Raw genomic sequence first — 24,565 nt, forward strand, 5'->3', positions numbered from 1 at the left:
GTGGACAGTTCAACCTTCAACATCGCCCCGCAAGACATTGCAGTGACCGTGCGCTGGCTCAACCCGATCGGCTGCCCAACCTTTGACGCGCCCATCGCTGAGCTGTTGCACAGCATCAAGCAGCCTTCCACTCAGGTGGAGGTGGTGTCGTTCGACATGACGCCCAGCCCGACGCACCTGGAATACCGCGCCTACGAGGCCCTTACGTATGAACGCAGCGTACACATCGCCCGCGATTGCGCCCGGGCAGGCGTGGACGCGTTAGTGCTGGGTTGCTTTTACGATCCGGCACTGGAAGACGCGCGGGAAATATCCGGTGAAACCCTGGTTATCGCGCCCTGCCAGGCGAGCCTGCAGGTCGTGGAACACCTGGCCAATCGCTTTTCGATCATTGTCGGGCGCACTAAATGGATCGAGCAGATGCGCGCGCGAGTACTGGGCTATGGCGCCGGTGCACGGCTGGCTTCGCTACGCCCGTTGGGCATGGGCGTCGACGAGTTCCAGCGCGATCACGCGGTGACCCGTCGCAAGATCATCGAGCAAGCCCACCGCGCAGTCGAAGAAGACGGCGCTGAAGCCATCATCCTCGGCTGCACCATCGAATTCGGTTTTTTCGAGGAGGTGCAACGCGAAGTCGGCGTGCCGGTGATAGATCCGGTGGTCGCGGCATTCAAGGTGGCCGAAGCGATGGCGGGTATGAAGCGCCGGTTTGGCTGGCGTCCGAGTCGAGTCGGTAGCTGCGAGCCGCCACCGGAAGCTGAAATCGAACGGTTTGGTTTGTTCCGCGACCCCGCGCCAATTGGCAACCGCGTCAGAGCCTGACTTGCAAAAGGATCGCCACCATGACTGATATTTCCTCCACGCGACACACCGATCACCCGGAACCTGCGCCGGATTCGCACACCTGCAACGTGGGCGACGTCTTCCGAGAATTTCCCCTGACCCGTACTCACCTGCAGTGTTGCCTGGTGCTGTTCTTTGTCTTTGCGATTGAAGCCTGGGAGATGATGATCATTGTCTACACCGCGCCGCTGATTGCCGCCGAGTTTGGCCTGGATGCCCTTGGCGTGGGCCACCTGATCGGCGCGATGTTCATCGGCATGCTGCTGGGTGCGCTGGCCTGGGGCAAAGTTGCAGAACGCATTGGGCGTAAACGCGCAATCATCTGGAGCCTGGGGGCTTATGGCGTCATCTCCCTGGCCAGTGCGTTTGCACCCGATTACTCGACCCTGTATGCCCTGCGATTGCTGTCCGGGGTCGCCGCCGTGGGCATGATGGTGGTGACCTTCGCGCATTACCAGGAACTGTTGCCGGTGCGCCAGCGCGGCTCGCTGACGGTTTATCTCGCTTCCGGTTGGCCCATTGGAATGCTGCTGGCGTTGGGCGCCACGGTGTGGTTACTGCCGCAAGGCTGGCGCGCGATCATCGTCTTGAGTTCGCTCGGTGGGTTGTGGGCGATCGCCGTGGCACGCTGGGTCCCGGAGTCGCCTTATTGGCTAGCCTCTACCGGCAGGCAACAGGAGGCCAGAGCGGCGATTGCCGTATTGAGCCAAGGGGCGGTGCGCATACCCGAGCACTGCGAACTGCAGGTTGATCGCAGTGCTTCGGGTCGCCAGCGTGACCTCTTCAGCCGCGCTCTGCTGAAGGTCAGCCTGCTGCAAATCACGGTCAACTTTACCTTCTCTTGGGGTTACTGGGGTTTGCAAACCTGGCTACCCACCTTGCTGCAGCAGCGCGGCCTGAGCTTGCCGCAGAGCTACGGTTTTATCGCGCTGTCGGCGTTGTGCATGATCCCGGGCTATATGGCCGCGTCGTATCTGACGGGGCGCTTTGGGCGCAAAAAAGTCATCGTGACGTTTATCAGCGCATCGGTGCTGGCGGGGTATGGTTTTGCCAATGCCCACAGCCTGGAAATGCTCTACCTGAGCAATTTCGCGTTGGCGTTCTTTAGCCTCGGCGCATGGGGGGTGTGGGGGGCATGGATCGGTGAGCTGTATCCCACCTCGTTACGAACTGTGGGTTACGGCTGGGCGATTTTCGCCCAGCGTGTGGCGAACGTACTGGCACCATCGCTGATCGGCGCGCTGATCGCCTACGGCACTTCGTTCAACCAGACGACCAGCATCATCAATGCTTTTCTTTTGGTCACGGTCATTCTTGCCGCGTTCATGCCGGAAACCGAAGGCGAGGCGTTGCGCTGAAATCGCCTGAGTTCAGCGTCGAATCCGACAACGTGAAGGGTTCGCTGCTGGCAGTGGTCGCCAAGGCGATCAGGCTGAATATTGCCAGGCGCATTCACGCGCCCGACACGGGTCGGGCGCCTATCAATCCGAATGGAAACGGAGTTCCCATGAGCAATAAACACTTGGAAAACCGCCTGGTTTTCCCCATGCAGCGCGGGCCTTATCAGAACAACGGTGCTTCGCCTTGGTATTGCACGCTTAAACTCGGCACCCCTGGCCAACCGCTCAAGTTCGCAATCGATTCAGGCACCAACATGAACTGGATCACCTCGGCATTTTGTCCGGCCAACCAGTGCGTGCATTCTGCCGGTGGCCGCTTTGACGCCCAGTCTTCCAGCACCTTTGCCTTTACCGATTGCCTGCAGCGGCCTTACAGCTTTGGCCCCTGGGGCACCCTGCAGGTGGAGTCCGCCTCGGACGTTTTGACAATGCCTTGCGGTACGCCACTGGAGACGCAACTGCTGCTAGCCACCGCCTACGACGGCGAACAATTCAAGCAACTCGATTGGGACGGCGGCCTGGGTTTACCTTGCAGCAGCGCTTACGTCGAGGGGCGCAGCTCCTTTTTACTCCAGGCATTAATGCGTGACGGCCAACTCTCTCCCGCCCATCCCTTCGTCGCATTTGATTGGGATAACCAAGCCCGCAACGGCACTTGCCAAATGGGCGGTGTGGACCCCACGAAAACCCAGGGCCCGCACCTATTTTTGGCATGGTCGGTGTACAGCACCTTAGCCGGTGTGGAATACATCTGGTCGGCCGACCTGAAGTCCTACTCGGTCGGCTCAGAGCTAATGGCCAGTAACCTCAAGTTCGCGCTCGACTCAGGCTCTTCGCAGTTCAAAGGGGATGACGGTTTAATGCGCCGAACCCTGGCGCGTATTGCGCAGGGAGGAGAACCCGACATCGTGCTGGGGTTTGCCGACGGTGAGATCACCTTGGGCGCCAACCTCTACAACTGCCTGATCGAAGAAGGCCCACAAAAAGGCGAGCGTTTGCCTCAATTCGCACCATTGGGCCTGGCCGACCTTGTGCTGGTGGGGTCACTTGTGATGGAGCACTGCTACACGGTGTACGAGTATCAAGTCGTGAAATGCAGTCATGAGGTCTATTCGTTAGCCCCCGTAGGCATGTGGCTGTTCAATCGTGCTGAGGGTCCGCAGATCATCACGCGATCGTCATCGACATATTTCACACCTGGAGCGCGTTCAATCTCCAATGGAAAACTCGCCCTCCCGGGCCCTTCGATTGAAACCGTATCGATCGCCGGCACCTGGAAGAACGACTACGGCTCAGTCATGAATCTGGCGGTGTCGGGACAGCACATTTATGGCACCTATCACTCTTCGACAGGCTCAACGGGCAAGTATTCGGTGAGCGGCATTTCCTTGGGCGCAGGCCCTAACCGTGAAAAAAACCAACCCATCGCGTTGGCCATTAACTGGCGCGATCTTGGCGCCGAGCCCTGTGACCCCAGCTGGAACTGGACTTCCGGATTGAGCGGGCAGTTGAGTGTGACGACTACAGGCGAAGTGCTGACGTTGTCCCACCTGCTGGTCGCAAGCAGCGAGTTCCCTGAACTTGCCGCCCCGGGAACCTATGTCGACAAGCTGGTCTATCGGCGGGTAGAGAAACAACTATGCCTTGAGCCGCCTTCGCCATCGACGCTGTTACCCGTTGAAAATGCGCTGGCGGGCAGTTGGGTCGCGGGCGATGGAACGTCTTTGGTATTGAGCGTGCAAGGCGACAGCACGCAGCGCATGGGCATCGTTCGCGGGCGGCTGACGTGTCCGAGCAGCGGTGCTGATTCAGAGGTTCGCGGCTTTACCGACATCAATGCAGTCGCCAGCAAACTCCCGCGCCAATCCGTGAGCCTCACCGCCGCCGAGGCTGCGGACGCGAAGGTGCGTACCTTATGCGGCACCCTGCAATTGGCGGAAGACGTGCTTGATCTGCTGGTACTGGCCAGCGCTTCAGTTGCGCCTGCAAATGCCTACCTGGCGACACAGATCTCATCGATACGCTTCACTCGCGCTACTTGACCAACCTCTTTTCCTTCGACGGCCTGTAGCCAAAATAAGCGCTATAACACTTACTGAAATGACTCGGCGAAACAAACCCGCACGCCACCAGCACCTCCACCTGCGACAACTCGGTGTGTTGCAACAACCGGCGAGCCTCCGTCACCCGCAGTTCCATGTAATAGCGCTGCGGCGTGGTGCCCAATTGCTCCTTGAACAGCCGTTCGAGCTGACGGCGAGAGCGGCCGGCGTAGGCGGCGAGCTGGTCGAGTTCCAGCGGTTCTTCGAGGTTGGCGTCCATCAGTTTCACCACCTCGCGTAACGGCGCGCTGACGCTGACGTTTTCCGTCGGTTTGATCCGCCGGTAGCGGGACTCCTCGAAGGCCAGGATATCCTCAATGCCTTCGACCAACGCCTTGTCGTGCAGGCCCTTGATCCAATCCAGCGCCATGTGGAACGCCCCGGACGGGCTGGATGCGGTCAGGCGGTCGCGGTCGATGACATACGGCTCGCTGGTGACGTGGGCAGCCTTGGAGACTTCCGCCAGCGCCGGACGATGTTCGGGGTGGATGGCGCAGCGGTAGTCCTGCAACAGGCCGGCGCGACCTAAAAACCAGGCGCCGTTCCACAAGCCGGCAAGGCTGACGCCCTGCTCGGCAGCACAGCGCAGCAGGTGGATGAAGTCGTCGCTGGCCTTCAGCTCGGTGCGAAAGCCGCCGCAGATCACCAGCAATTCCAGCGTTTGCAATGCCGCCACGTCGAGGCGTGCATCGGGGCGGATCACCAGGCCCAGGTCGCTGATGACTTCGCCGTCACCCCAACCAAACGTGCGCGATGCGAACAGCTCGGGGCGCAGGAGATTAGCGGTGACCAGGGTGTCGAGGGTCTGGGTGAAGGCCGGCAGGGAGAAGTGCTCGAGCAGCAGGAAGCCGACGCGGGTGGCCGACGCCGGATGACCGGAAGGCTCATTGAGGTAGCGCAGGTTCTTGCCTTTCATGCCACCGCTGAATTGACGTCTTTCCATCGAGGGTTGGCCCTCTCTTATTGTTGAGGCTGTGGGCGCCATCTTAGGGCGAAATGCAGCGGCTGTCTCAGGTAGCGCGCCGTACCCTCAATGCCTGGCTCACACGCTGATCTTGATAAACCCGACTCTCTCCAACGCCCCTGACCAAAGCCTTGCGCAGGCATCTGATACGGTTTTTTCTTTGTTATCTGCGCCTGTATCGAAATGTCATCGAGGCGGACAATAGGGCCACTCCCGACACCCTTGTCGAGCGCGACAGGAATGTTCCTGCCGCCCCTTCCCTTCGGAGGCCTTATGACCAAGATGGCAATTTTCCTGTTTGGCTTTTTGGTGCTGACCATCGGTATCGGTCTGCTGGCGACCATCTCGCCCGTCTGACGTCAGCGCAGCCCCTCTCCAACAGCACAAAGGCTGACAGCAGGCGGGTGGACATGAAGATGGAGCGGCATGCAAACGGGGGTACATGTCTGTGACAGATACCTTATCCGTCTGGGCAGATCGACCTAAAATACATCGAGATACATTGAGTCTGCCCTTTCACAAGGCTTTCACAGATGAGCGTCTAATGTTGTTTCAGCTCCTAGAGAAACACCTTTTAGCCCGCACTCCCCATCGCGGGCTTTTCTTTGCCCGTGATTTAAGCCAGGCAAAAAAAAGCAAGCCACGCCTCATCAAGATGAATAGCGTGGCTTGCCCTGATAAGCCGTTACTTAACGCGGACCGGGACCACCTGGGCCGCCTGGGCCGCCGCCCTGACCGTGACCACCACCACCACCACCACCACCACCCGGCGGCATGAATATCCAGCAGCCCGACAGGGACGATAACAACGCGACAATCAGTGCCGCCTTAGTTAGATTATTCAACTTCATCACAGGACTCTCTATCCACAAGCTTTAATGCTCGATGGATAAGACCGTTCAAAATGAAGTGCGTCACGCCTATCGTGTAACTTGATGGTATTGATTGTGTTGTAAAGGCTACAAATACCTGGCCGCTATAGACTGATTACCTGGAGCGGATCACTACCGTGGATGCGAGCATGTCGCCTAGACGCTTGCGTGAACCAAAGAAAATAAAAATCCAGTCCAGAACACTCAGAAAGGGCGTCGTGATATTGCGCATAAACGATTGCAACAGATTGCAGCTCAGGTAGCTGCGCTCATCGATCACCGACATCCCCAGCAGCTTTTTACCCAAGCTTTGACCGTTGGGCAGAGCGTCGGAAAACAGGTAGTAAGCCCCTGCCGTGCCCACCGCCAGAACCCCCGCCACGTCAGACGGAAAACCAAAAACCTCAGCCGTGCGCCCTACCGCGAATAACAGAAAGAAGGTCATCAGCGAATCGATGCACTGACCGCCCAAACGCCGCCCGAGACCGGCCAGGTTATTGGGCTTGCGGTATTCGTTTTGGGTATTGTTGCCTTCCATGGGGTGTTACTCCATTCGTTTTCAGGTCAGGTATTGCCAGAGGCAAAAAAGCCGGTGTCGATTTCGGTGATTGTTTTGGCAGGCGCAGTTTAAGACATTGAACGCGCCCTCGCTCTGGAAAATTTATCAACCACGGCGGGTTTCCTCTTCCCAAAACGACGCGAGGCTGAGCATCATTCCCCCCTGAGTCCGCCCAAACTTTTTAATGCTAAGGCTGCCACGTCCGCCAAAGTCGAGTAATGAAATGCGCAAAGTCAAAATAATGTTCATGATTTGTTTCTGCCTGACAGTGTCCGGCTGCGACAAAGTTCGAGAACTCGTGAAGGCCAACGAACATAAAAACGAAATAAAAACCAACTTCACGCAAAGCCAGGCACTTCAAGACAATGGAAACAGCACGGAGGCCATTGAAAAATTTAAACAAATTGAAGCCGACCCGGCGGCCAGCAATCAACAAAAGGCATCCGCCTTACGCTATATATCCCTTAGCTACTATGAGTTAGGTGACTACCCGCGCTCGGGAGACTATGCGGCAAAAGCAGCCAGCTATTACCCAGCGGGTTCCTACGACTATCTCGTCAATATGGCAGATGCGGATCTGATGCAAGGCAGAATCCCGACAGCTCGAGAGCGCCTGGAACAGGCGGTCAGAATCAACCCTCATCAGCTCGCGGCAAACAACGTACTGGGTCTCTTATACATGGGTGACAACGGCAAACAGTACGCCGACTTTGACAAAGCCCTAGTATTTAACCAAGCGGCTTTTGATATCGCACCAGGGCGAATAACTCAAATAGTTCTGGTACGAAATTTAATAAAGGTCGGCCAATATTCAACGGCGCAAACAAATCTGAATGAGCTAAAACTGAAACATCCAAATGACAACCGTCTCCGCTCGCTACAAAACGAGTTAGACGCCTCAAGGACTGAGCCAAAAAAGTAGCAGACGCTTACTAAACATTTACACCGCCGATCTTTTAGCCGAAGCCAGGGGCAAAAAGCCCAGCACTATCTGGGCCAGCTTCGAAACAACTACTCTGCGAGAGACTGAGCGCCTGGCGCTGCTTTCTTGAGTGCAAGCTTTGGATCGGGCACCTCCGACCAGCCCTTCTTCAAATACTCGTCAGCCACGATTTTACGTATCAAAAAGCAGTAAATAATGGGCAATCCGGCGATAGGGATCGCCATCCAAGGCGGACCGGCAAAAATACCCAAGCCTATGGCGATACCCCAGATTAGCAAATGCCGCCAAAGGCCGGCGAAGAGCAGATAGATCGCGCCGAGAAAGAATATCGCCAGAACCTGAAATGCATCGACCTCTTCAACTTGGTCACTGTCTGGCTTTTTGAAATAGCGGGCCATTTCACTGTCCTTGTGGGTATTAATGCGACGAATCTAACACTGGAAGCCAGATGCGAAAAGGCCAGCGCTCGATGCGCTGTTTTTATCGGCAGGAAGCATCATAGTGCCACTGTCGGAAACTAGAGGTCGGCCTTAGGCGGGTCGGCGAAATCGTTAACCCCACGAAGTAACTGCCCCCGTCTGGTGCTGTTCTGCACTCTGGTTTCGATCAAACAAGCTTGGGGTTGCAGAACACGTCCCAAATCCCAGGCAATAAAAAACCCCGTAGACGTTAATCTACGGGGTTTCTAAGAGTGGAGGCCGAGGTCGGAATCGAACCGGCGTAGGCGGATTTGCAATCCGAGCGTGAAAATCAAGCGGGCTGCGGCCTGTAGAGAAATTACGTTCCGAAACCATGGCAAAAAATATGCTCTGTGTACCGCGCAGAATGCGGACTCTACTTTTTGTTTCGGAACTGTTTCAAACCTCCCCCGGCGTCCTGCCGACCGAACACAATCCCCTATCGACACACGTTCATCACATACGACTGTAACGCCTTCAGGGCTGCTTGGTCTGCAATGATCCCGGCCCGGATATCGAAAACAGTTGATCCAGCAGCCGCAGAGAGTTCGACGGTGCTTGCATCGCCCAGGCTGGAGGCGCTGGAGGGGCTGGGCACGTCGCCGCCACCGGAACGACAACTTCCCGAGATGCGCAGCCGGCGAGCAGAGTCAGCAGCAGCAGCGCGCCATTTTTCATTTTCAGCGAGACCATCGGTCTTCTCCTTCTGGGCTTTCTGGTCGAGGTCGGCAAGCGCCTGCTCGGCGTGCTGCTGCTTGTCGAGCGCCTGGCGAACCTGGGCGGCCCCGGCATTGGCAATGTTGGTTAGATCGGTCTGATGGCTGGCATTGCTGTCGGCGATGATCTTGCCGTAGCTGTTGGCCTGCCACATCCAGGCACCGACGGCGCCGATCAGCAGCGCGACTACATAAGGAAGGATCTTCATGCCAGCACCTTCAATGCCTTGTCGTACAGCGCCTGGCGGTCAGCCATGCCGTTGATCCCACCGTTAATGCGCCGAGTAATTTTCACGAAATCACCCTGGTCAGCCAGCGTGTTCAGGCCTTTCTTAGACCAGAACCACGCCGCCGACATCGCGGCATATTGCGGCTGCTCGAGCAGCTCAGGCTGATTGATCAGGTCCAGGCCCAAGGCTTCGCCGCACGCGGCGTAGTTGGTCCGGCCGGTGATCTGGATCAGGCCACGGCCACGGTACTTTGAGCCGTCACCCACGACGGTATTGCCAAGGTCGGCGCGCCCTTCATAGCCGGCCTGCTGCGCCGTGGGCCCCCACAACTCTTTCAGCCAGCGGAACTGGCCCGACTCGTGCCCGACCTGGGCGATGAATGCAGCGGCGCGCGGCGTGCCGACAATGCCGTAACGGTTCATGGCCGTGTTCATGACAGGAACAAAAACGCCGGCTTGGCGGCCGGCGTTCGGGAGGATCTGCAGCAACTGCTGCTCGGTGATCGGCATGCTTTTCTCCAGACGAAAAAAACCCGGCGCAGTGGCGGGTGGCGGTGTTCGGTCAACAATTACGTCGGTGCAACCGGCCAGTCGATGACCTGCGGGTAGCCCGCCTGCTCGGGCACGCGGTTCAGCGCTACGCGGTATTTCTTCCAGGCTTTCAGCGATGCGACCTCTTCGGGCGTGGCTTCATCCACGTCAACGGCATCCTGCAGCGGCGCAACGGCGTAATCCGCGATCGAGCGCAGGCGGGCGATTTCAGCCTGGGCCAGATCAAGAGGATCATCAGTAGGTGGCGGCGTAGGAGCCGGCATTTCTTGAGGCGGCAACGACTCCACCGCGACATGCAGCGTGATGCTGTGCGCGAGGTCTGTCGGCTCGCCGTCTTTGGCGGCGCTCACCGCCAGTACTCCATCGGAGTATCCGATGGCGACCGAGCAGTCGGCGTCTACCTGATTCAGCACGTAGCCCCAGCCTTCTGGCGCCGGCGCCATGCCTAGCGTTCCGTGAATCAGGTACTGGCCGGGGCCAGGGTGTTCCGTGGTAATGGTGTCGACGCCCAGGGAAGTGATGTCGATTAGGGCGCCAGTAGCGCCAAGGATGTTTACTGCTGCGCGAGTCGTCATTTAAATCGCCTTCAATGTGCCGTCAGCGGCGCGGGTGGTATTGGCATTGTCGTAGATCAGGCGCCATCCGAGTGATACACCACTCGCATTGACTTGGCGCCAGTAAATGCCAGCAGCGGTTTGGTAAACGCCTGCCACAATATCGATGGCCCAAAGGCTATTGTCCGCAAACCTGGACCGTATCCCCACCGCATTCGGGGCGCCCGGAGCCGCGCCTGTGGTGGTACCGTCTAGGTGCGAGATGAAACGACTGCCATCCAATGCAAATGAAGAATTACCAACTACTGCGAGGGACGACGACAGCTCCATAACGTTGCCGGTAGCAAGACCTACGGATCGAGTGGCGGCAGTGCCGAGCCCTAAGCCACTGCGAGCCGCAGCCTGGGTGGTGCCGCCCGTACCGCCCTTCGTCACAGGCACAATATTTTCAGTGGATACCGAACCCAGACCAGCAAGCGTTGCCCCCCACTGCTGAATCATGGCCCTGGCCTGGTCAGCCAGGTCCTTCGTATAGCCCTGCACCGGGGTCAGTGCGTACACGCCAGCAGCGTTGGTGGCGCCACGATAGTTTGGAGCGATCGACATTGCCGAGTCACTGGCGATGTTTGTGATCTCATACCACCCGCCATCGGGGCCGAGAAAGGCATCACCTACCCGGCTGTTGGCAACAAAGGCCGTGCCGGTTCCGATAACGGCATTTGAATTCAATGTGACTGAAACTGTGCCGGCTCTATACCAGGGCATATTTTTCTCCAGACAAAAAAATACCCGCTCATGGCGGGTTCTTAAAATTTAAATATAGAACTCTTACTACGTTCCAGGAAGTCTGGCGAACACAGCGCCAGGCGCACCAATGTTTGTCCATGCTGAAATTGCACTAACGCCGAATATCTGTAGCCTGTTTTCCGTGTAGTTGAATCTCACGGCTGAGGTCATCCAATTGGTGTGGTTCTGGAGTATCCCCCTTGAAAACGGGTTGATCATAAAGTACTCATCGGATTGCAGCGGTGCAACAGATCCATTCGCCCAGTAGTACGCCTGTGCGGTTGCATTTAAAACTACCTGACCCTGATATGACCATGAGTTATTAGCCCTCGTGAAGATCACCGGAGCTGCACCTGAATCGAAAATCAAAACGCCGCTTGCGTCCCACATCCTTAGCCCATAATCGGCCTTAGATAATGAAGCGAACACCGCTGCAAACCACTTTCCCGCAGGCCTGAAGTCGACGTTCAGGGAGGTTATTGAAAACCCAGTCCACGCCCCAGGACCTCCGTTAATGGTCATGCTCGTGTAAAGCTCATTCGGTCTAGCTGCGCTGTTCTGAATGAATACGCACGGCGGCTCCGGTGTGGTTATGGCGGACGGGAACGACACTGACACCGATGAACTACCAGATGCCTGATACGTTCCACTATACAGCGCACAAAGCCTAGGTTGCTCTGAGTCTATCTGTACATAGCTCCCGTCGTTTACAACAGATAGACCGAAAGTCAATTTTTGAACCTCATTACAAGCAGCCTGAACTGTATTGTTGATCCTATCGCGCCAGGCTCATTTGGGTGTTTTGAACGAACAACAACTGAACCGACACCTACCGACATAAACGGCATAGCGCTGTAGCAGTAGTTGTTGGGCGCGCCCTGGGTGGGTAGTATCACTGCTGTGCATTTTGCCGGGTCGAACCCGGAAATACTTGCAGTAACTATGGCGCCCATTGTTAGCGTATATACGGCGTTATGTAGAGCCTGATACGTGAAACTATCAGTATCCATTTGAAGATTGCCGGAAGCATCCCACGCCCTTACCCCATGGCTCATACCGATAGATCTCCAAGTTGTACACGCTTAACGTTGTTAGCGTCATATACCTTAATAGCTCTATTGGTCATCGATAGACGCCCGCCGCCTGGAGCTGGCCCGTTAAATTCTAAGTTGCCAGCCTTATCTAATCTCCACCCCTGAATACCTTCAACGTAGTTATCAGACTGCAACGCCTGCCCGATCTTCAGCATCGTGATCGTGCCATCCTGGATGAAGGCAGAGTTCATAAAAACCTGCCCGCCACTCACCACAAACGGCGTAGTGATGGTCCCGCCAGCCAACGTGTTAACAACAGCGAACCGATCAGCACTCACCAGGAACTGGCTTTGCAGAAGGCCTTCGGCGTTCTGCTCGATACCGAGCCCGATACCGGCCGCTACATACTGGCCGTTCTGGTTCACCTGCATCTTCACCGCCCACATGGTGGACAACTTGCCGTCGGTGTCTGCCTGGGCCTTGGCTGTGATCTGGATAGCAGCCTTGTTCTTCCATTCGCTGAGAGCACTCGCAAGGTCACCCTCGTCCGTCCCATCGCGCCCGCCGCCGGCTATGGCTTCGAGCGTGGTGGACTGCGAGGCGATCGCCTTGCTCGTGTCGACCAGTGACTTGCTGACGGTTTGCACCGCCGCCGAGTTGTCATCGACTTCGCCTTTCAGTTGATCGATGCGCTCTGCCGTTGCCAGCTTGTCGGTGGCCACCACCTGCTCGAGTGTGGTCAGTGCTGCCTTGTTCTGGCCGACTGCCGCATCCAGCGACGTGGTGCGCTCGACCATGGCCAGGTTGTCGGAGGCTTGCACCTTGACCTGCTGGGCGAATTTCGCGGCGGCATCCCAGTTTTGTAGGGCGTCCGAAAGATCACCCTCTCCATCATCCTCGCGCCAGCTTGCCTGGAGCGACTGCAGGGCCGACGCCTGAGCCGTTACCTTGCCGTCCACGGTTTCGATTGACGCCTTGTTCTGCTGGATCTGGAGCGCCATGGCCTGAGTTGTTTCGGCAATGGTGCCCATGTTGAACCAGAACTCGGCGGCGGGCGGCGGGGTATCCACCGGAACCGCTTTGATCGCCTGGTACAGGTACTGGCCCTGCCGAACGATTTGCCCGACGGTGTATGGCTTGGCCGGATCGTAGGCCAGGGCGTCCGTTACCTGGTCGATCAAGTCTTCCAGCTCCTGCTTTGCCTGCTCCAACCTGTCATTGACCGAGCCAGGGCCGGAGCCAGAGATCAGGTCGATCTGGTCCATGATCTCCTTCGCAAGCTCGGTATCGCCAATCTGGCCGGCGATCAGATCAAGGATTGGACCAGCCTCCGAGCTCGCCTGCCCAATCACGCCATTCACCACCGGATAGAACGGCCCGATATTGCCAGTGCGGTCCACCAGGCGCGCCCAGAAGAAGAACGAGGCGCCAGACAGCAGCGACTGCATCCGATAGTCGGCCTGCGGATACGCCAGGTCGGCCAACTTCGTCGCTGCCGTCAGATCATTCGCCGGGCCATACCACAGCTCGGTGCGCTGGGTGTCTTCGGCGCCAGCAGGAAAGCCCCACTTGATGCCGATTCCGAACAGCTCGCTGGTGGTGGTCAGGAACGCCACCGCCGGCGGAAGGCCGACCTTCCCTTCCAGGTTGGTCAGGTTGGAGTTCTTCCATATCGACGAGATCTCGAAGGCGCTCACCGAGCGAACACGGGCCATGTAGGCGCCCGCGTAGATACTGGTCACGTCAACACTGGTAGAGCCGGTCCGTTGCACCTTGATCCAGTTGCCGCTGTCCTTGCGCCACTCCACGTCATAGGCGACGGCGCCGTTCACAGCAGGCCACGAGATGTTCATGGTGCTGATGGCGATGCCCTGGTTCACCGCGTAGCTCGACGTCAGCGTGATGCTGGACGGTGGCGGAACGACGGTGATCGGCACAACGCTGATTGGGCGTTCTTCCAGGCGCGCGCCGGTGTCGATGTGCGCGAATTTGCTTGGGTCGTACTGCACGGCCGAGATCTCGAACACGCCAGGCTCCGGCCGGGCGACGCTCACCACCCGGTACAATGGGATTGCCAGGTCATCGGCATCGAGCGCCCATACCAGTTCACGCTCAGGCGCCACAGAGTAGGCCACGGTAACGGTGACCTGCCGGCCGCTGACCAGTTGCACGGTGCGCCCCTCGCACTTGCCGTCGGGCAGGTTGAGGATCAATCGGTCACCGGGCTTGGCCTGGGTATCGCGGTCCAGTGTGATGACCTTGCCGTTCACCGCCGAGATTCGCCCGCCCACCGGCCGACCGGCCAGGAGTTCGTCGGCGATTGGGATCACGTAGCCAGGCAGCGGTATGCGCCCGTCGAGGCCGACCTTGAAAGTAACGGCCCGATCCTTGGAGTTGGTGAGCAGCGCCCACTTACCGCGGCGCTGCGCCTCAGACTCGCGGGTGCAGCCGATGGCACTGATCTCCAGCGGATTGTCGCCGTAGCGGCGCTGCAGCTTGGCATCCGTAACGGCAGTGACGTCGGTGTCGTAGTTATTCGCCGGGTTGTCGTAGCTGATCAGAGCGCGGCTGTACCGCGTGCGCTCCGACGCGCTCGAGTAGGTGAACTTGCCGTCGATCACATTCGCCCGGGTGTAGGCGAAGTCGAAGTCAGTGGCCCGCGGCATATCCGACAGGGTGAAGACCTGGCCCTGGGCCCAGTAGGTCATGCCCCGGTAGATCGCCGAAATGTCGCGCAGCAGCGACCAGGCATCAGCCTTGCTCTGCAGGTTCAGGTTGCAGATGAAGCGTGGCTCCTGGCCGCCCTTCCCGTCCGGTACCAGTTGGTCGCAGTACTGCGAGATGCGGTAGAGCTCCCACTTGTCCACCATCCACGGCTTGATGCGGCGGCCCAGGCCGAAGCGGTCGGCCGTCGTGATGCCGTATGTAGCCCAGGTCGGATTGTTGGTGTAGGCCTCTTTGAGCGTTCCGTCCCAGATACCACTGTATGTCCGCGACACCGGGTCGTAGTTGCTTGGGACCTGCCATTTGCGGGCCTTGCAGCCGACGGTTACCGCAGGAATGCTGCGGAATTGCTCGGCAGAGAACTCGATGTAAAGCAGTGCGGTGTTCGGGTAGCGGATCTTTGCGTCGATCACCTCGGTGAAGCCCGCAATCTGCATCGTGTCGGAGATTTTGTTGTTGTTCTGGTTGATCGTCAGCCGGGTGATGCGCATGAGCCAGCCGGATGTTGCCTTCGGCAAATCGATGCGGCGGGTGCGCTCATAAGTGCTCGTGGTCTTGCCGTCGACAGCCTCACTCAGCACCTGCTGATAAGCACCGCCGTCCGTAGCCAGTTCGACTTTGTACTCAATCCGGTAGCCGTTGATATTGCTGCTGGCATCCACAGACTGGAGCGCCGGCCAGGCAAAACGCACGCGCACAGCCGAAAGCTGGGTGTTACTGATTGCCCGAACCCACGGTGTGCCGCTGCGCAGCTCGGTACTGATGGTGGTTTCGTTCTCGATCGAGGGGATGCCCTGGATATAGGTCTGGTCCACGGCCCCGGTGCGCCACTCCCACTTCACGTTCGGGAAGTTCATGCTGCCCTGAGGATCTTGCAGCGGGGTGTTGTCGAGATAGATGTCGCGCGCGGTGGGCGTGCCTTCGAACTCACCCTCCCCGATGGCAATCAGCATCTTGGCGATGGCGACGGAACGGAGACTGTCCGGGGCTTCTGTTGGCGTTTTCGGTTTCTCCTCGCCACCCTTGGCGCCGTGGATGTCGATCTTGCTGTCGTCGCCCATCTTTTCCTCCAGGCAATAAAAAACCGCCTCATGGGCGGCCGTGGTGCTGCGGATTTCTGCTACATCTGGTCTTCGGCATAGATGGCGGCGCTGATAATTGCACCACCCCACCGGCGCTCGCCTATACAAAGCGGTACCGGGTTGCCGGACGCGGTGGTGTTCTTTGCGCTGCCAAAGGCATAGCCCGGGGTGTTCTCTGGCGCGGCGCTGGTCTTGAGGCCGCCGGCCTGTGGGCTAAGCATTTGGATCACGCCGCCCAGCACCATCGAGCCGCCCATCATGATCAGCGCGGAACCGAATGGTGCCCCTGCACCGAATGTTCCGCCGGTGATGACGAGGCCGACAACGATCAGCACTGCGCCGACAATGGTTTGCAGTGCGCCGCCGCGCTTACTGCCGGTTATCACCGGAGCAATGCGAATATCACCTTCGCCCGTGAATCCAAGTTCCTTCTCCGCCAGGTTTGTCTTGCCGCGAAATACGGCGAACTCAACCCCACGGGACTTGGCGCTGGACAAGAAGCGCTCGAACCCTGGAATTTGCACGCACAGAGCCTTAACTGCTTCTGCTGGCGTCCTTACGGCCATCCGAAAGGACCTCCCAAACTGACGAAGCTGTCCGTAGAGCAGGATCGTGGTCATGGGCTGATAATTGATGGCAAGTGCCGCCATGTGCTTTTCTCCAGGCAATAAAAAGGCCCGCCGAAGCGAGCCTTGAACAATTTGATGTGCCGCTACAGGCAGCCTTGCAGCGCGATCAGCCGTTTATTGGCGATCCAGTTACCCACCACCACGTAATACTTCGCCTCTGAGCCCGCGCCCTTGGGCTGGATGTCAACGAAGTACTGGGAGCCCTCAGTGAATACCGTATATCCGGTGTCGCGCCCCGGCTGAAGCGTTGCCCCAGGCGTGCCGCCGAAGATCGGCTGGTTCTGCCATTCGTACTGGACGCATTTAGCCAGCGTGGCGTCGGTTTTCTTCGAGGTCAGCACCTTATACGGCCCCGCCTGGCGCGCCTCATTCATCGTCGGCGTCATGCACCCCGCCAGCATCGCTACCGCTACCGCCGCTATCAAAATCCGCATGATCACTCCTTATCCTGAAAGTGGGCGACTTTAGCACTCCGTTGCTGGAGCCGATTAAACCAGCCACAACTTCTACTGAATAGCTAGGCTTGACTCACTATTTCAGGTCTCGAAAGTCTTCGAAGGTCGCTGATAACTCGCACGCTATTGGCAATATGGAGCCTTGCCTCAGCGACGCGAAAGTCTTCGCGAATATCATAGTCCGCTACCGCTCTCATTTGTTTCTGCTTGCGCAACGTCCTGCCTAGTGCTGCAAGGCCTTTACCAGCATTTTCATAGCGGTAAATCAAACGCTCGTGGGTAGCTAGCTTTTTATCATATGGGCACTGCTGCAACTGGAGACTTTCAGCTGCCGCTACTGCTTCATGGAAGAGCGCATAATAGCTTCGACCCACTGCCGCTCTAGCCCGACACTCCCCCTCGACCCCTATCAAGTCCTTTGCAAGACAAAGAAGCTCTTCACTACACACTGACATTGTAAGCGTCTCCAATTTCCTTCAGAGATCCCGCAGTGTGGGGACAGATGCCGATTGAAAATAGCTTATCTATCGAGCTATCAAACGTAGACGATAGAACGGAGTCAATTTCCATATCGATTTCGACAAGCCGCTCGATATCATCTCGGACCACAAACCTAAACAATATCCCCTCATCATGCATAGCGAAAACGTCATAACCAATCAAGGGATGGCAAGACATCTCTCTAACTATTCGAGCAGCTACCGCAAGTCGATCAGATACCTCATGGTCAGAGGCATCAATGCCTTCCATAAGCTCTGCCGCGCACTTCACGCGACTAACATAGCCTTCCACAGATGCCCCAGCCTTTTCATAAAGATCTCGGGCACGCCTGAACAATCCAAGATGCACGCACTGATTTGCTACTGCAATAAGATCTGCGCTGTCTGCCTTTTCTAGATTCACAAGCTCAACTTCCTTCACCGCCATGTGTATCTCCCCACAGACATAGAGTGCATGAGCAGCAGAAACGGATTTTGCTATCGGGGACAGCCCCTCTAACTCAGCCTGCATAAAGAGCTTTATCGCCGGATCGACTTTCATCAAATATGCGTATAGGTACGCTTGTTCATGCAAGACAAACCGTCGATTCGGATCGCCAGGTGGGAGCACGGCCAACAAGGCGTCAAGGCTATTTAGCAGGCGACGCACCCCCATCTCATCGACAGAGTGAGTTTGAGCTATTGAGCTCCACATCACTCTGCGCTGATCGGCAAAGTCCGTAATGGCCAGCTTCGGCTGTCCTTGCATGAAATCTGACTCAAAATTAACACGATGCACCAGCTTAGATTCAATCCCATCCAAGGTCGATACTGTTCGCACATACACGCTCAGTGAATCGACCGATATCGTGCAGCATCTTTACAGCAATGCCTGAGGATCAGTCGTGTTCGGTCGTGCCAGGGCCCGCCGTAGACGATGATCTCCGACGGCCTGCCGTACAGGTGGTGCAGCATGAATGGGCCAGGGCCAAAGGCGCCCGACTCTTCACCGGGCAGCGTTGGGTCAGTGCCCAGGTAGATCCCAGCATGGTTCGGGTGAACCGTGCGCCCGACCTGCATAACGATCATGTCGCCGCGCTGCGGCCGATCTACGCGTACAAAGCCGGCAGCCTCGTAGTTCGCCTCGTAAAGGCTGGCGTTCTCCGCACTCTCCCACCAGCCATCGGCGCGCTGGAAGGCTTCGAATTCCAGACCCCATTCGCGCTGGTACCACTCGGCACAAATACCCCAACAGTCCCAAACCCCATGAACAAATGGGCGATTGAGCAGCGGCGTGCTGCCGGTTGGCGTGATCGTGCGGAGATCCCCCTCGGGCCACGACAGAATGTGCCACGGCAAGGCAGTGGCCTCGCACATGGCCAAGTCGTGCGGTGACGGCCGGCTGGTAGCGTCGGGGTGTGAGTGGACGATGCCGATCACCTCGCCCAAATCTTCTGCCGCAGCGTAATCCTCGGGGTCAAGCCGAAACTCTTCGTTCGGCTCCGTGGCGATGTTCCGGCATGGGAAGTACTTCTGCGCGCGCCCTATGGCCAACAACAGCCCGCAGCACTCGCGGGGACACTCCGCTGCCGCGTGCGCCTGGATCGCCGCAATGATGTGTTTGCGCATGATCAGCTCCTTGAGACCAAGCTCACAGCGGGAAATCCACCGAAACTGAGCTCTTCGTTCTCGCCAAAGCGCAACTTGCAGGACGACAGGCAGCCCTTGCACTGATCCTTGGCGGGATCATCCGTGGGGTTGTCCTCGTCATCGAACATGACCGCGCCGGTGTAGCCACAGTCCGGCCCGCGATAGCCATTGGTCATGGCCCAGTGGCAAAACGTCGTCATCTGCCGGCCGGGCAGTCCGTGGTTGTCGATCTCTCCCGGGGAAGACAGCTCCCAAACCACAGACTCACTGTCCTCACTGGTTTTCTGGTCGATATACCAAATCTCCAGCGCTTCCTGGGTCGGGTCTGCAGTCGGGTTTCCGTCGGGGAAGTTGACCGCGTCCAGGTACTGGGCCAGGGTCTCGCGAACTGTCAGCTTGAACTTGAGCATGTCCTCGAAGGCCAGGCACAGCGCGGTGACGCGGCCGTTGACATTGCCGGCGGCGAACGTCGGCCGTGAGGCTGTGCCGTCGCTACTCGAAGAAATCCCATCAATCTGCACCGGCCAGGCCGCGTACTCCTCTCCCTGCCACCAGATCGACTTCGCCGGCAGATCCTCTTCCGAATGCTCGTAGGCCAGCAGCTCTTCAGGTGTGTGCGGAATGGCGTGCCCGTGGAAGCGCAGGTAATCCGCGCCGTACTCAGTCCCGTCAATTTCAAACAGGCGAATCTCGCCGCCGGGCTCCAGTTTCTGGATGTCCGTGATCAGTGCCATGGATGGGCCTCAGGGATGAAAAGTTTGCTTGAAGGTGGCGGTGATGGCGTAGACCTGACCGCCGCGGTGAACCGGTTTGTAGCCGTTGCCCTTGTAGAGGCCAAGCACTCCCAGCGGGGGTTCCCACAGGAAGCCCTTGGCGCCCTTGTGTCGATCGAGGAAGGCCTTGATTTCCAGAACGCGAGCTTTGGCGCCGGTGAACGTGAGCGGCCAGGATTGGGACTGGTTATTGAGGCCGTCTTCGACCGACTGCTCGTACCCATCGCCAAACTGCTTGGTCCGGACGCGCTGGGTCACATCACCCTCCGCGCCCTTTTCCGTTGCCCAGGTGAATCGTTCGATTGCCATCAGCGCCCCTTGATTGCTTTGTTGATGACGCCGCCCTGGCCCATGTCCTTGTTGCGCATCTGCTGGTACTTCTGCTCAACAAACGCCGCCAGCTCCTTGCCAAACAGGTCGTAGCCAGGCGCGTCGGCGGAGGACGATGCGTTGCCGTCTCCGTCGATATGCACCTCGACATTGATCTGTGTTGCGCCGGCCCCGCCACCGCCCATGGCCATAACGCCGAGCTTGCCGCTGGACGTTCGGGTCAGCGGCATGATCGCCTCCGGACCGGCCTCACCAGCGATACCCATGTTGCCGTTCGCCATGCCAAACGAGGTTGGCTTGCTGACGATGGAGTTGGTGAACGCGCCGCCGTCGGCGAACATCTGCACCCCTCCCGACCAGGCGCCGCCCATGGCTTGCGGGAAGTAGCTGCCCGAGTAGCCCCCCGCTGAAGCGCCGAGGTTGGAAGATGCAGCACCTGCAGATCCGGCCGCCAGCCCGTTGCCGCCAGCGGCACTGCCGCCGAAGTAACTCGCCGCAGCCCCCACCAGGCTGCCCAGCAAAGCGGAACTGGCCTGACGTGTCGCAATGCGCGCCATATCCGCCAAAATCGACTTGGTGAAGTCCGCGAACGACGCTTTGCCTGTAACGGCGAAGTTGACCAGCGAATCCTCCATGGAGCTGAAGGCGTTGCCGAACAGGCTTTTCGTCTGGCCGGCGATGTTCCGCGCCGAGTCCAGGTAATTGTCCCAAGCTGCCGTCGCGCCCTTCGTCCAATCGCCCTGCGCGTTCTCCACATCCGCATAGTTCTGCCGGATCTGGTCGGTCGCAGCCTTGTTCGCATCGGCGAGCGCCTGGGATTTACGCTTGAACTCCTCCTCCGACATGTTCCGCGACGGGTCGGACTTCTGGTTGGCCAACTCCAGGGACTGCTGAGCAAACCGGTCTTGCTGGCTGTTCAGCTCGCCGCTGAGTGCGTTTTGACGATCACCCTGGCCCACGCCGAGGACTGCACGCTGGCCAGCCAGCTCCAAGGCTCGCTGCTGCTGCCCCAGCGCCTGAATGTAGGTGCTGATCGCGCGCTCCTGCTTGGCAAGGCGCCCGGCGTCATTAGTGGCCAGCACTTCAAGCTGGCTATCGGCATCCTTCTGCGCCTTGACCACCCCTGCGCGTGCGTCAGCGATCTTCTGGTCAAGCTGAATGCTTTGCGCGGCCGACGTGGTCTTCTTGCCCTTGGCGGCTTCCAGCGCGGTGATTTCCGCCTCGTAGGCTGCCGTCACCTGATCGCGCTCGTTGCCGATCAGGGCCTGGCGGCGCAGCAGGTAGTCAGCCTCGGATACCAGGCCGGCCTTCTGCGCCGCGTCCAGTTCCTTCTGGTAGTTTTTGTAGTCGGCGGCGATGGCCGCCAGGTTGTTCTTGGCGTCGTTGAAGCCAGTCAGGTCGACCTGAGAACCCGAGGCCTTCGGGTCTTTGAACTTGTCGTTGATGTTGGAGATGTTCTTATCGATCGCCGCCTGATCGAGGCGAGAATCCTTCGGGTCGACCTTGCGGATGTCTTCGAGCTGCTGCTTGTACTCCTTGATTGCCTCGGTGCGCTTCTGCTCATTCGTCCATGACGATTTGGTCAGTGCGTCGATTTTCGCCATGGACGACACTGCATCGCCCTGCGCTTTCGCTTGCTCACTCTCCCACTTGGCGATATCGGCTTGCGCGGCCTTTTGATCCTCCAGCATGTTCAACTGGTTGGTGTAGTAATCGACCATCACCTGCTTGTTTTGGAAGACACCAACGTTGCCCTTCTGGGCTTCGGCCAGGTCACGGCGCGCCTGTTCGATATCGGCGCCGATGTCTGGCCGACCGAGATTCTTGAGGTTATCGGCGGCGCGCGCGACGGCGTTGTAGCCTTTCTCCCAGAAACTCAGGTTTTCCAGAATCTTCGGGGTGCGCTCGTTGATCGCGTCAGCGTAAGACTCGGTCGCCAGCTTTACCGCACCAGCGTGGTCGCCCTGCTCTTCCAGCGCCGTGATCTGCGAGTAAACCGAAGCTGTCAGGTAGTGGTACTGCTCGTTCAGCGCGGCGGAAGCCTTGACCGGGTCGTCGGCCAGCTTGGAGAACTCGGCGACTGTCTCACTCACCGCCTTGCCCGTGGCTTCCTGCATCGACACAGCGGCCTGGGTGATGCCAGTGAAGCTCTCGCCAGCGATCTTGCCGTTGTCGGCCAGCAGCGCGAGAACCGCAGCAGCCTGGCCGGTGGTGCCCACGGTTGCGCTGACCTGCCGCGCCATGTCGCCCAACTGCTCTGCGCTAACTCCAGCATAGTTGCCGGTGAGGATCAGTGATTTGTTGTACTTGTCCTGCTCTTCGCTGCCTTTGTAGTAGGCGATCCCAAGAGCGGCGACAGCGCCTGTCGCAAGGGCAATAGGCGCCAGCATGGCCAATAGGCCGGCGGCTGATGCGCCAGCACCTGCGCCAAGCTGAAGAACAGCACGAACACCGCTCCCCCAGTCACCAGAAGACAGCGCGTTGCCAAGCTGCGTAACGTTTTCCTGCGCCTGGCGGGTGCCGAGGCGCAGCTTGTCGAAACCGGTGGCGGTTTTTTCGAGCTTGGCATAGTCCTTGTCGATATTGCCCAGGGCTTTGTTGTAGTCGTCCTGACTCAGGCGCCCCTCGTCCAGGTGCTTGCCCAGTTGCTCAACTTGAGTGTCGAGTTTCGCCAGCGCCGCGCGGGCCGGGTCAATTGCCCCCAGCAAGCTGTTGAGAGCTTTTTGCTCATCCAGAGCGGACTTGGCCAGGGCCACCTGCTGCTTGTCGAGCTGCGCGGAGATCTTCGCCGCTTCGGCCTCGCCATAGGCGCCGGTCTTGGTCAGCTTGGTGAGAGCGTCCCTCTGCTTTGCCAGGTCCTGGGTAGTTTTGGCACTGGTGGACAGCGACTTTTCCAGCGCCTCCATTTCGTTCATCAGCGAGACGGCGGACTGCTCGGCCCGGCCGCCAGCCTTCGCCATCTCATCCAGGCTTGTTTTGGCCTGGATCGCATCGGCCGAGTCGATCTTGACGCCGAGTTCTGCAATGTTCATCGACTCACCTTGAATAAGTGCCCGTGGTTACGGGCTGTTTTCCCTTTCCTCCGCCATAACGCGCAGGGCTTCGCCTTCCAGTACCTGAAGGTCAGGGAAGATTTCAGCGAGTTTCTTTTTCTTGATGCCGAGGAACCCGGCCACGTCGCGGATGCAGGTGTAGTCGAGGCCGATCGCGCCGCCGGCGCCGGCCCGCCACTGAGTCGACATCCTGTTGAAAAGGTAGAACGCCGGCCAGTTGCAGGGCCATACCTCGGTTACCTCTTCGAGGTCGCCCGGGGAAAGCCCAAACAGGCCCATCAGTTCAGCCGGTGCCGCCGGCGCGTAGAGTGCGCGGGCGGCGTCCGTCAGTTTCCCAAGCGGGCCTGATTGAATGCGCTCTGGTAGGCATTCACGACCGCCTCAGCAGCGCCCTGGCAGGAGGTCACCAGCGCCCGAATGCTCTTGTCGTCGAACTTGTCGTCGAAGCCCCAACCGACTACCAGGTCCTTGATCTGCTGCGACTGCTGCTCAGTGTCAGCAGCAACGATTTCGGAAAGCGTTGGGCTTTCGCCCAGGGCGGCCCGAGCTTCATCGCGCTTCAGGTTCCACTCATCAAACAGAGCGGCAAGCCCCGGGCGATCCCGATACTTAAAGGTGAACTCGATTTTCTCGGGCTCACCACCAACGATAGGGATCGACACGAAGGCCTTGAACGTCGGGTTTTGGGCGATTCTGATCTTTGCCATGTTACGCCACCGCAGTCAGGTAACGGGTCGGTTCGCCCTGCAGCGCCAGGTTGACGGTGCGGGTCAGCAAGTTGCTGCGGGACACAGTCGGCTGGTTGGAGAAAGAGGTGAAGGCGCCGTAGAACAGCGTGTCGTTCCCGGGCAGGTTCAGGCGCGCAGCCTGAATGGTCTGGCTGGCATCCGCTGCACGCAGGATGGCGTTGAACGCCTGGTCCGGGTCATCCGCAATGGTCAGCGCCAAGCTGGCCGCCGCTTTGTCGGTTGGCATCTGGCGGCCCTGTTTGTCTTCCAGGAACACCACGTCCAGATAGTTCTGGGTGCCGCCGGCGAAAGCCACGTCAGTGATTTGCGGAATCTGCACCCAGGTCAGCACCTTCTTCAGCGAGCCGATGCCGGAGCCGGCCGGGTAGACCTGCACGTCGGTGGTATCGATGCCTTCGAGGGTGATGGCGGTGGCAGTGGCAGCTTTCACACGCACAACCCGGTTGCCCAGGCGAGTCCAGCCGGATGTGACGATCACGATGTCGCCAGCCGACAGTGTGCCACCAGTCACAGTGGCCACGGCCTCAGCCGCGTTGCTCAGTGCCGAAAACGGGATGTCCGGGCCATAGGTGGCACCGTGCTGGAAGGTGCCGCCGTCCGGAATTTTGTAGCCCATGGGTATTTCCTCT

At 58.6% G+C, this 24,565-nt stretch carries 22 protein-coding genes and 1 pseudogene; 4 read left to right on the forward strand and 19 right to left on the reverse strand.

Annotated features, from left to right (window positions below):
• From ACP7CJ_RS26850 to ACP7CJ_RS26860, 3 genes are all read left to right on the forward strand, one after another.
• On the forward strand, positions 1–822 hold the full coding sequence (locus tag ACP7CJ_RS26850; protein ID WP_426102797.1) for an aspartate/glutamate racemase family protein: 822 nt from the start codon (positions 1–3) through the stop codon (positions 820–822).
• A 20-nt stretch (positions 823–842) separates the two neighbouring features.
• Positions 843–2,201, forward strand: a complete 1,359-nt coding sequence (locus ACP7CJ_RS26855) for an MFS transporter (protein WP_276192847.1) — start codon at positions 843–845, stop codon at positions 2,199–2,201.
• Between the two features lie 149 nt (positions 2,202–2,350).
• Complete coding sequence (locus ACP7CJ_RS26860) at positions 2,351–4,285, forward strand: avidin/streptavidin family protein (RefSeq protein ID WP_426102799.1); 1,935 nt, start codon at positions 2,351–2,353, stop codon at positions 4,283–4,285.
• Here ACP7CJ_RS26860 and ACP7CJ_RS26865 read toward each other — a convergent pair.
• Both ACP7CJ_RS26865 and ACP7CJ_RS26870 read right to left on the reverse strand, forming a co-directional pair.
• A complete protein-coding gene (locus ACP7CJ_RS26865) occupies positions 4,278–5,261 on the reverse strand; it encodes a GlxA family transcriptional regulator (protein ID WP_276197939.1) in 984 nt (327 codons plus the stop codon). The two genes, ACP7CJ_RS26860 and ACP7CJ_RS26865, sit on opposite strands and share 8 nt — an antisense overlap.
• 1,035 nt (positions 5,262–6,296) lie before the next feature.
• Entirely contained in the window at positions 6,297–6,719 is a 423-nt protein-coding gene (locus ACP7CJ_RS26870) for an RDD family protein (RefSeq protein WP_426102801.1), read from the reverse strand.
• A gap of 244 nt (positions 6,720–6,963) precedes the next feature.
• On the opposite strand from ACP7CJ_RS26870, the gene ACP7CJ_RS26875 reads away from it, so the two are divergent.
• Positions 6,964–7,662 (forward strand): tetratricopeptide repeat protein, encoded by a 699-nt coding sequence (locus ACP7CJ_RS26875; RefSeq protein WP_426102803.1) that lies wholly within the window; start codon positions 6,964–6,966, stop codon positions 7,660–7,662.
• A gap of 89 nt (positions 7,663–7,751) precedes the next feature.
• On the opposite strand, the gene ACP7CJ_RS26880 is transcribed toward ACP7CJ_RS26875, so the two are convergent.
• The 17 genes and pseudogenes from ACP7CJ_RS26880 to ACP7CJ_RS26960 all read right to left on the reverse strand — a co-directional run bounded on the left by ACP7CJ_RS26880 (position 7,752) and on the right by ACP7CJ_RS26960 (position 24,552).
• Positions 7,752–8,081: a hypothetical protein gene (locus ACP7CJ_RS26880; RefSeq protein ID WP_276192842.1), complete on the reverse strand. Its 330-nt coding sequence runs from the start codon at positions 8,079–8,081 to the stop codon at positions 7,752–7,754.
• A 499-nt stretch (positions 8,082–8,580) separates the two neighbouring features.
• A complete protein-coding gene (locus ACP7CJ_RS26885; protein ID WP_426102805.1) occupies positions 8,581–9,066 on the reverse strand; it encodes a lysis system i-spanin subunit Rz in 486 nt (161 codons plus the stop codon).
• Complete coding sequence (locus ACP7CJ_RS26890) at positions 9,063–9,596, reverse strand: glycoside hydrolase family 19 protein (protein ID WP_426102807.1); 534 nt, start codon at positions 9,594–9,596, stop codon at positions 9,063–9,065. The genes ACP7CJ_RS26885 and ACP7CJ_RS26890 overlap by 4 nt, the downstream gene beginning before the upstream one ends.
• Positions 9,597–9,655: 59 nt before the next feature.
• Complete coding sequence (locus ACP7CJ_RS26895) at positions 9,656–10,213, reverse strand: tail fiber assembly protein (RefSeq protein ID WP_426102809.1); 558 nt, start codon at positions 10,211–10,213, stop codon at positions 9,656–9,658.
• A 434-nt stretch (positions 10,214–10,647) separates the two neighbouring features.
• Positions 10,648–10,957 (reverse strand): annotated as a pseudogene (locus ACP7CJ_RS26900) (hypothetical protein); the annotation flags it as partial.
• A 66-nt stretch (positions 10,958–11,023) separates the two neighbouring features.
• On the reverse strand, positions 11,024–11,500 hold the full coding sequence (locus ACP7CJ_RS26905; RefSeq protein ID WP_426102811.1) for a hypothetical protein: 477 nt from the start codon (positions 11,498–11,500) through the stop codon (positions 11,024–11,026).
• A 529-nt stretch (positions 11,501–12,029) separates the two neighbouring features.
• Positions 12,030–15,797, reverse strand: coding sequence for a phage tail protein (locus ACP7CJ_RS26910; RefSeq protein WP_426102813.1), 3,768 nt, complete (start codon positions 15,795–15,797; stop codon positions 12,030–12,032).
• A 59-nt stretch (positions 15,798–15,856) separates the two neighbouring features.
• Positions 15,857–16,468, reverse strand: a complete 612-nt coding sequence (locus tag ACP7CJ_RS26915) for a tail assembly protein (RefSeq protein WP_426102815.1) — start codon at positions 16,466–16,468, stop codon at positions 15,857–15,859.
• Positions 16,469–16,530: 62 nt separating this feature from the next.
• Positions 16,531–16,881 carry a hypothetical protein gene (locus ACP7CJ_RS26920; protein ID WP_079444338.1) on the reverse strand — a complete coding sequence of 117 codons (351 nt, stop codon included), beginning with the start codon at positions 16,879–16,881 and terminating at the stop codon, positions 16,531–16,533.
• 462 nt (positions 16,882–17,343) lie between these two features.
• Positions 17,344–18,204 carry a hypothetical protein gene (locus tag ACP7CJ_RS26925; protein ID WP_426102817.1) on the reverse strand — a complete coding sequence of 287 codons (861 nt, stop codon included), beginning with the start codon at positions 18,202–18,204 and terminating at the stop codon, positions 17,344–17,346.
• A 26-nt stretch (positions 18,205–18,230) separates the two neighbouring features.
• Positions 18,231–19,010 carry a C40 family peptidase gene (locus ACP7CJ_RS26930; protein WP_426102819.1) on the reverse strand — a complete coding sequence of 260 codons (780 nt, stop codon included), beginning with the start codon at positions 19,008–19,010 and terminating at the stop codon, positions 18,231–18,233.
• A gap of 2 nt (positions 19,011–19,012) precedes the next feature.
• A complete protein-coding gene (locus ACP7CJ_RS26935; RefSeq protein WP_426102821.1) occupies positions 19,013–19,765 on the reverse strand; it encodes a phage minor tail protein L in 753 nt (250 codons plus the stop codon).
• A 9-nt stretch (positions 19,766–19,774) separates the two neighbouring features.
• Positions 19,775–20,113 carry a phage tail protein gene (locus tag ACP7CJ_RS26940; RefSeq protein ID WP_426102823.1) on the reverse strand — a complete coding sequence of 113 codons (339 nt, stop codon included), beginning with the start codon at positions 20,111–20,113 and terminating at the stop codon, positions 19,775–19,777.
• Entirely contained in the window at positions 20,113–23,166 is a 3,054-nt protein-coding gene (locus tag ACP7CJ_RS26945; protein ID WP_426102825.1) for a phage tail tape measure protein, read from the reverse strand. The genes ACP7CJ_RS26940 and ACP7CJ_RS26945 overlap by 1 nt, the downstream gene beginning before the upstream one ends.
• 27 nt (positions 23,167–23,193) lie before the next feature.
• Positions 23,194–23,466 (reverse strand): DUF1799 domain-containing protein, encoded by a 273-nt coding sequence (locus ACP7CJ_RS26950; protein WP_177117031.1) that lies wholly within the window; start codon positions 23,464–23,466, stop codon positions 23,194–23,196.
• A gap of 47 nt (positions 23,467–23,513) precedes the next feature.
• A complete protein-coding gene (locus tag ACP7CJ_RS26955; protein WP_426102827.1) occupies positions 23,514–23,894 on the reverse strand; it encodes a phage tail assembly chaperone in 381 nt (126 codons plus the stop codon).
• A 1-nt stretch (position 23,895) separates the two neighbouring features.
• Entirely contained in the window at positions 23,896–24,552 is a 657-nt protein-coding gene (locus tag ACP7CJ_RS26960; RefSeq protein WP_426102829.1) for a phage tail protein, read from the reverse strand.
• Between the last annotated feature and the right edge of the window lie 13 nt (positions 24,553–24,565).

This window comes from Pseudomonas sp. PSPC3-2, assembly GCF_049897085.1.
Taxonomy (GTDB): domain Bacteria; phylum Pseudomonadota; class Gammaproteobacteria; order Pseudomonadales; family Pseudomonadaceae; genus Aquipseudomonas; species Aquipseudomonas paraveronii.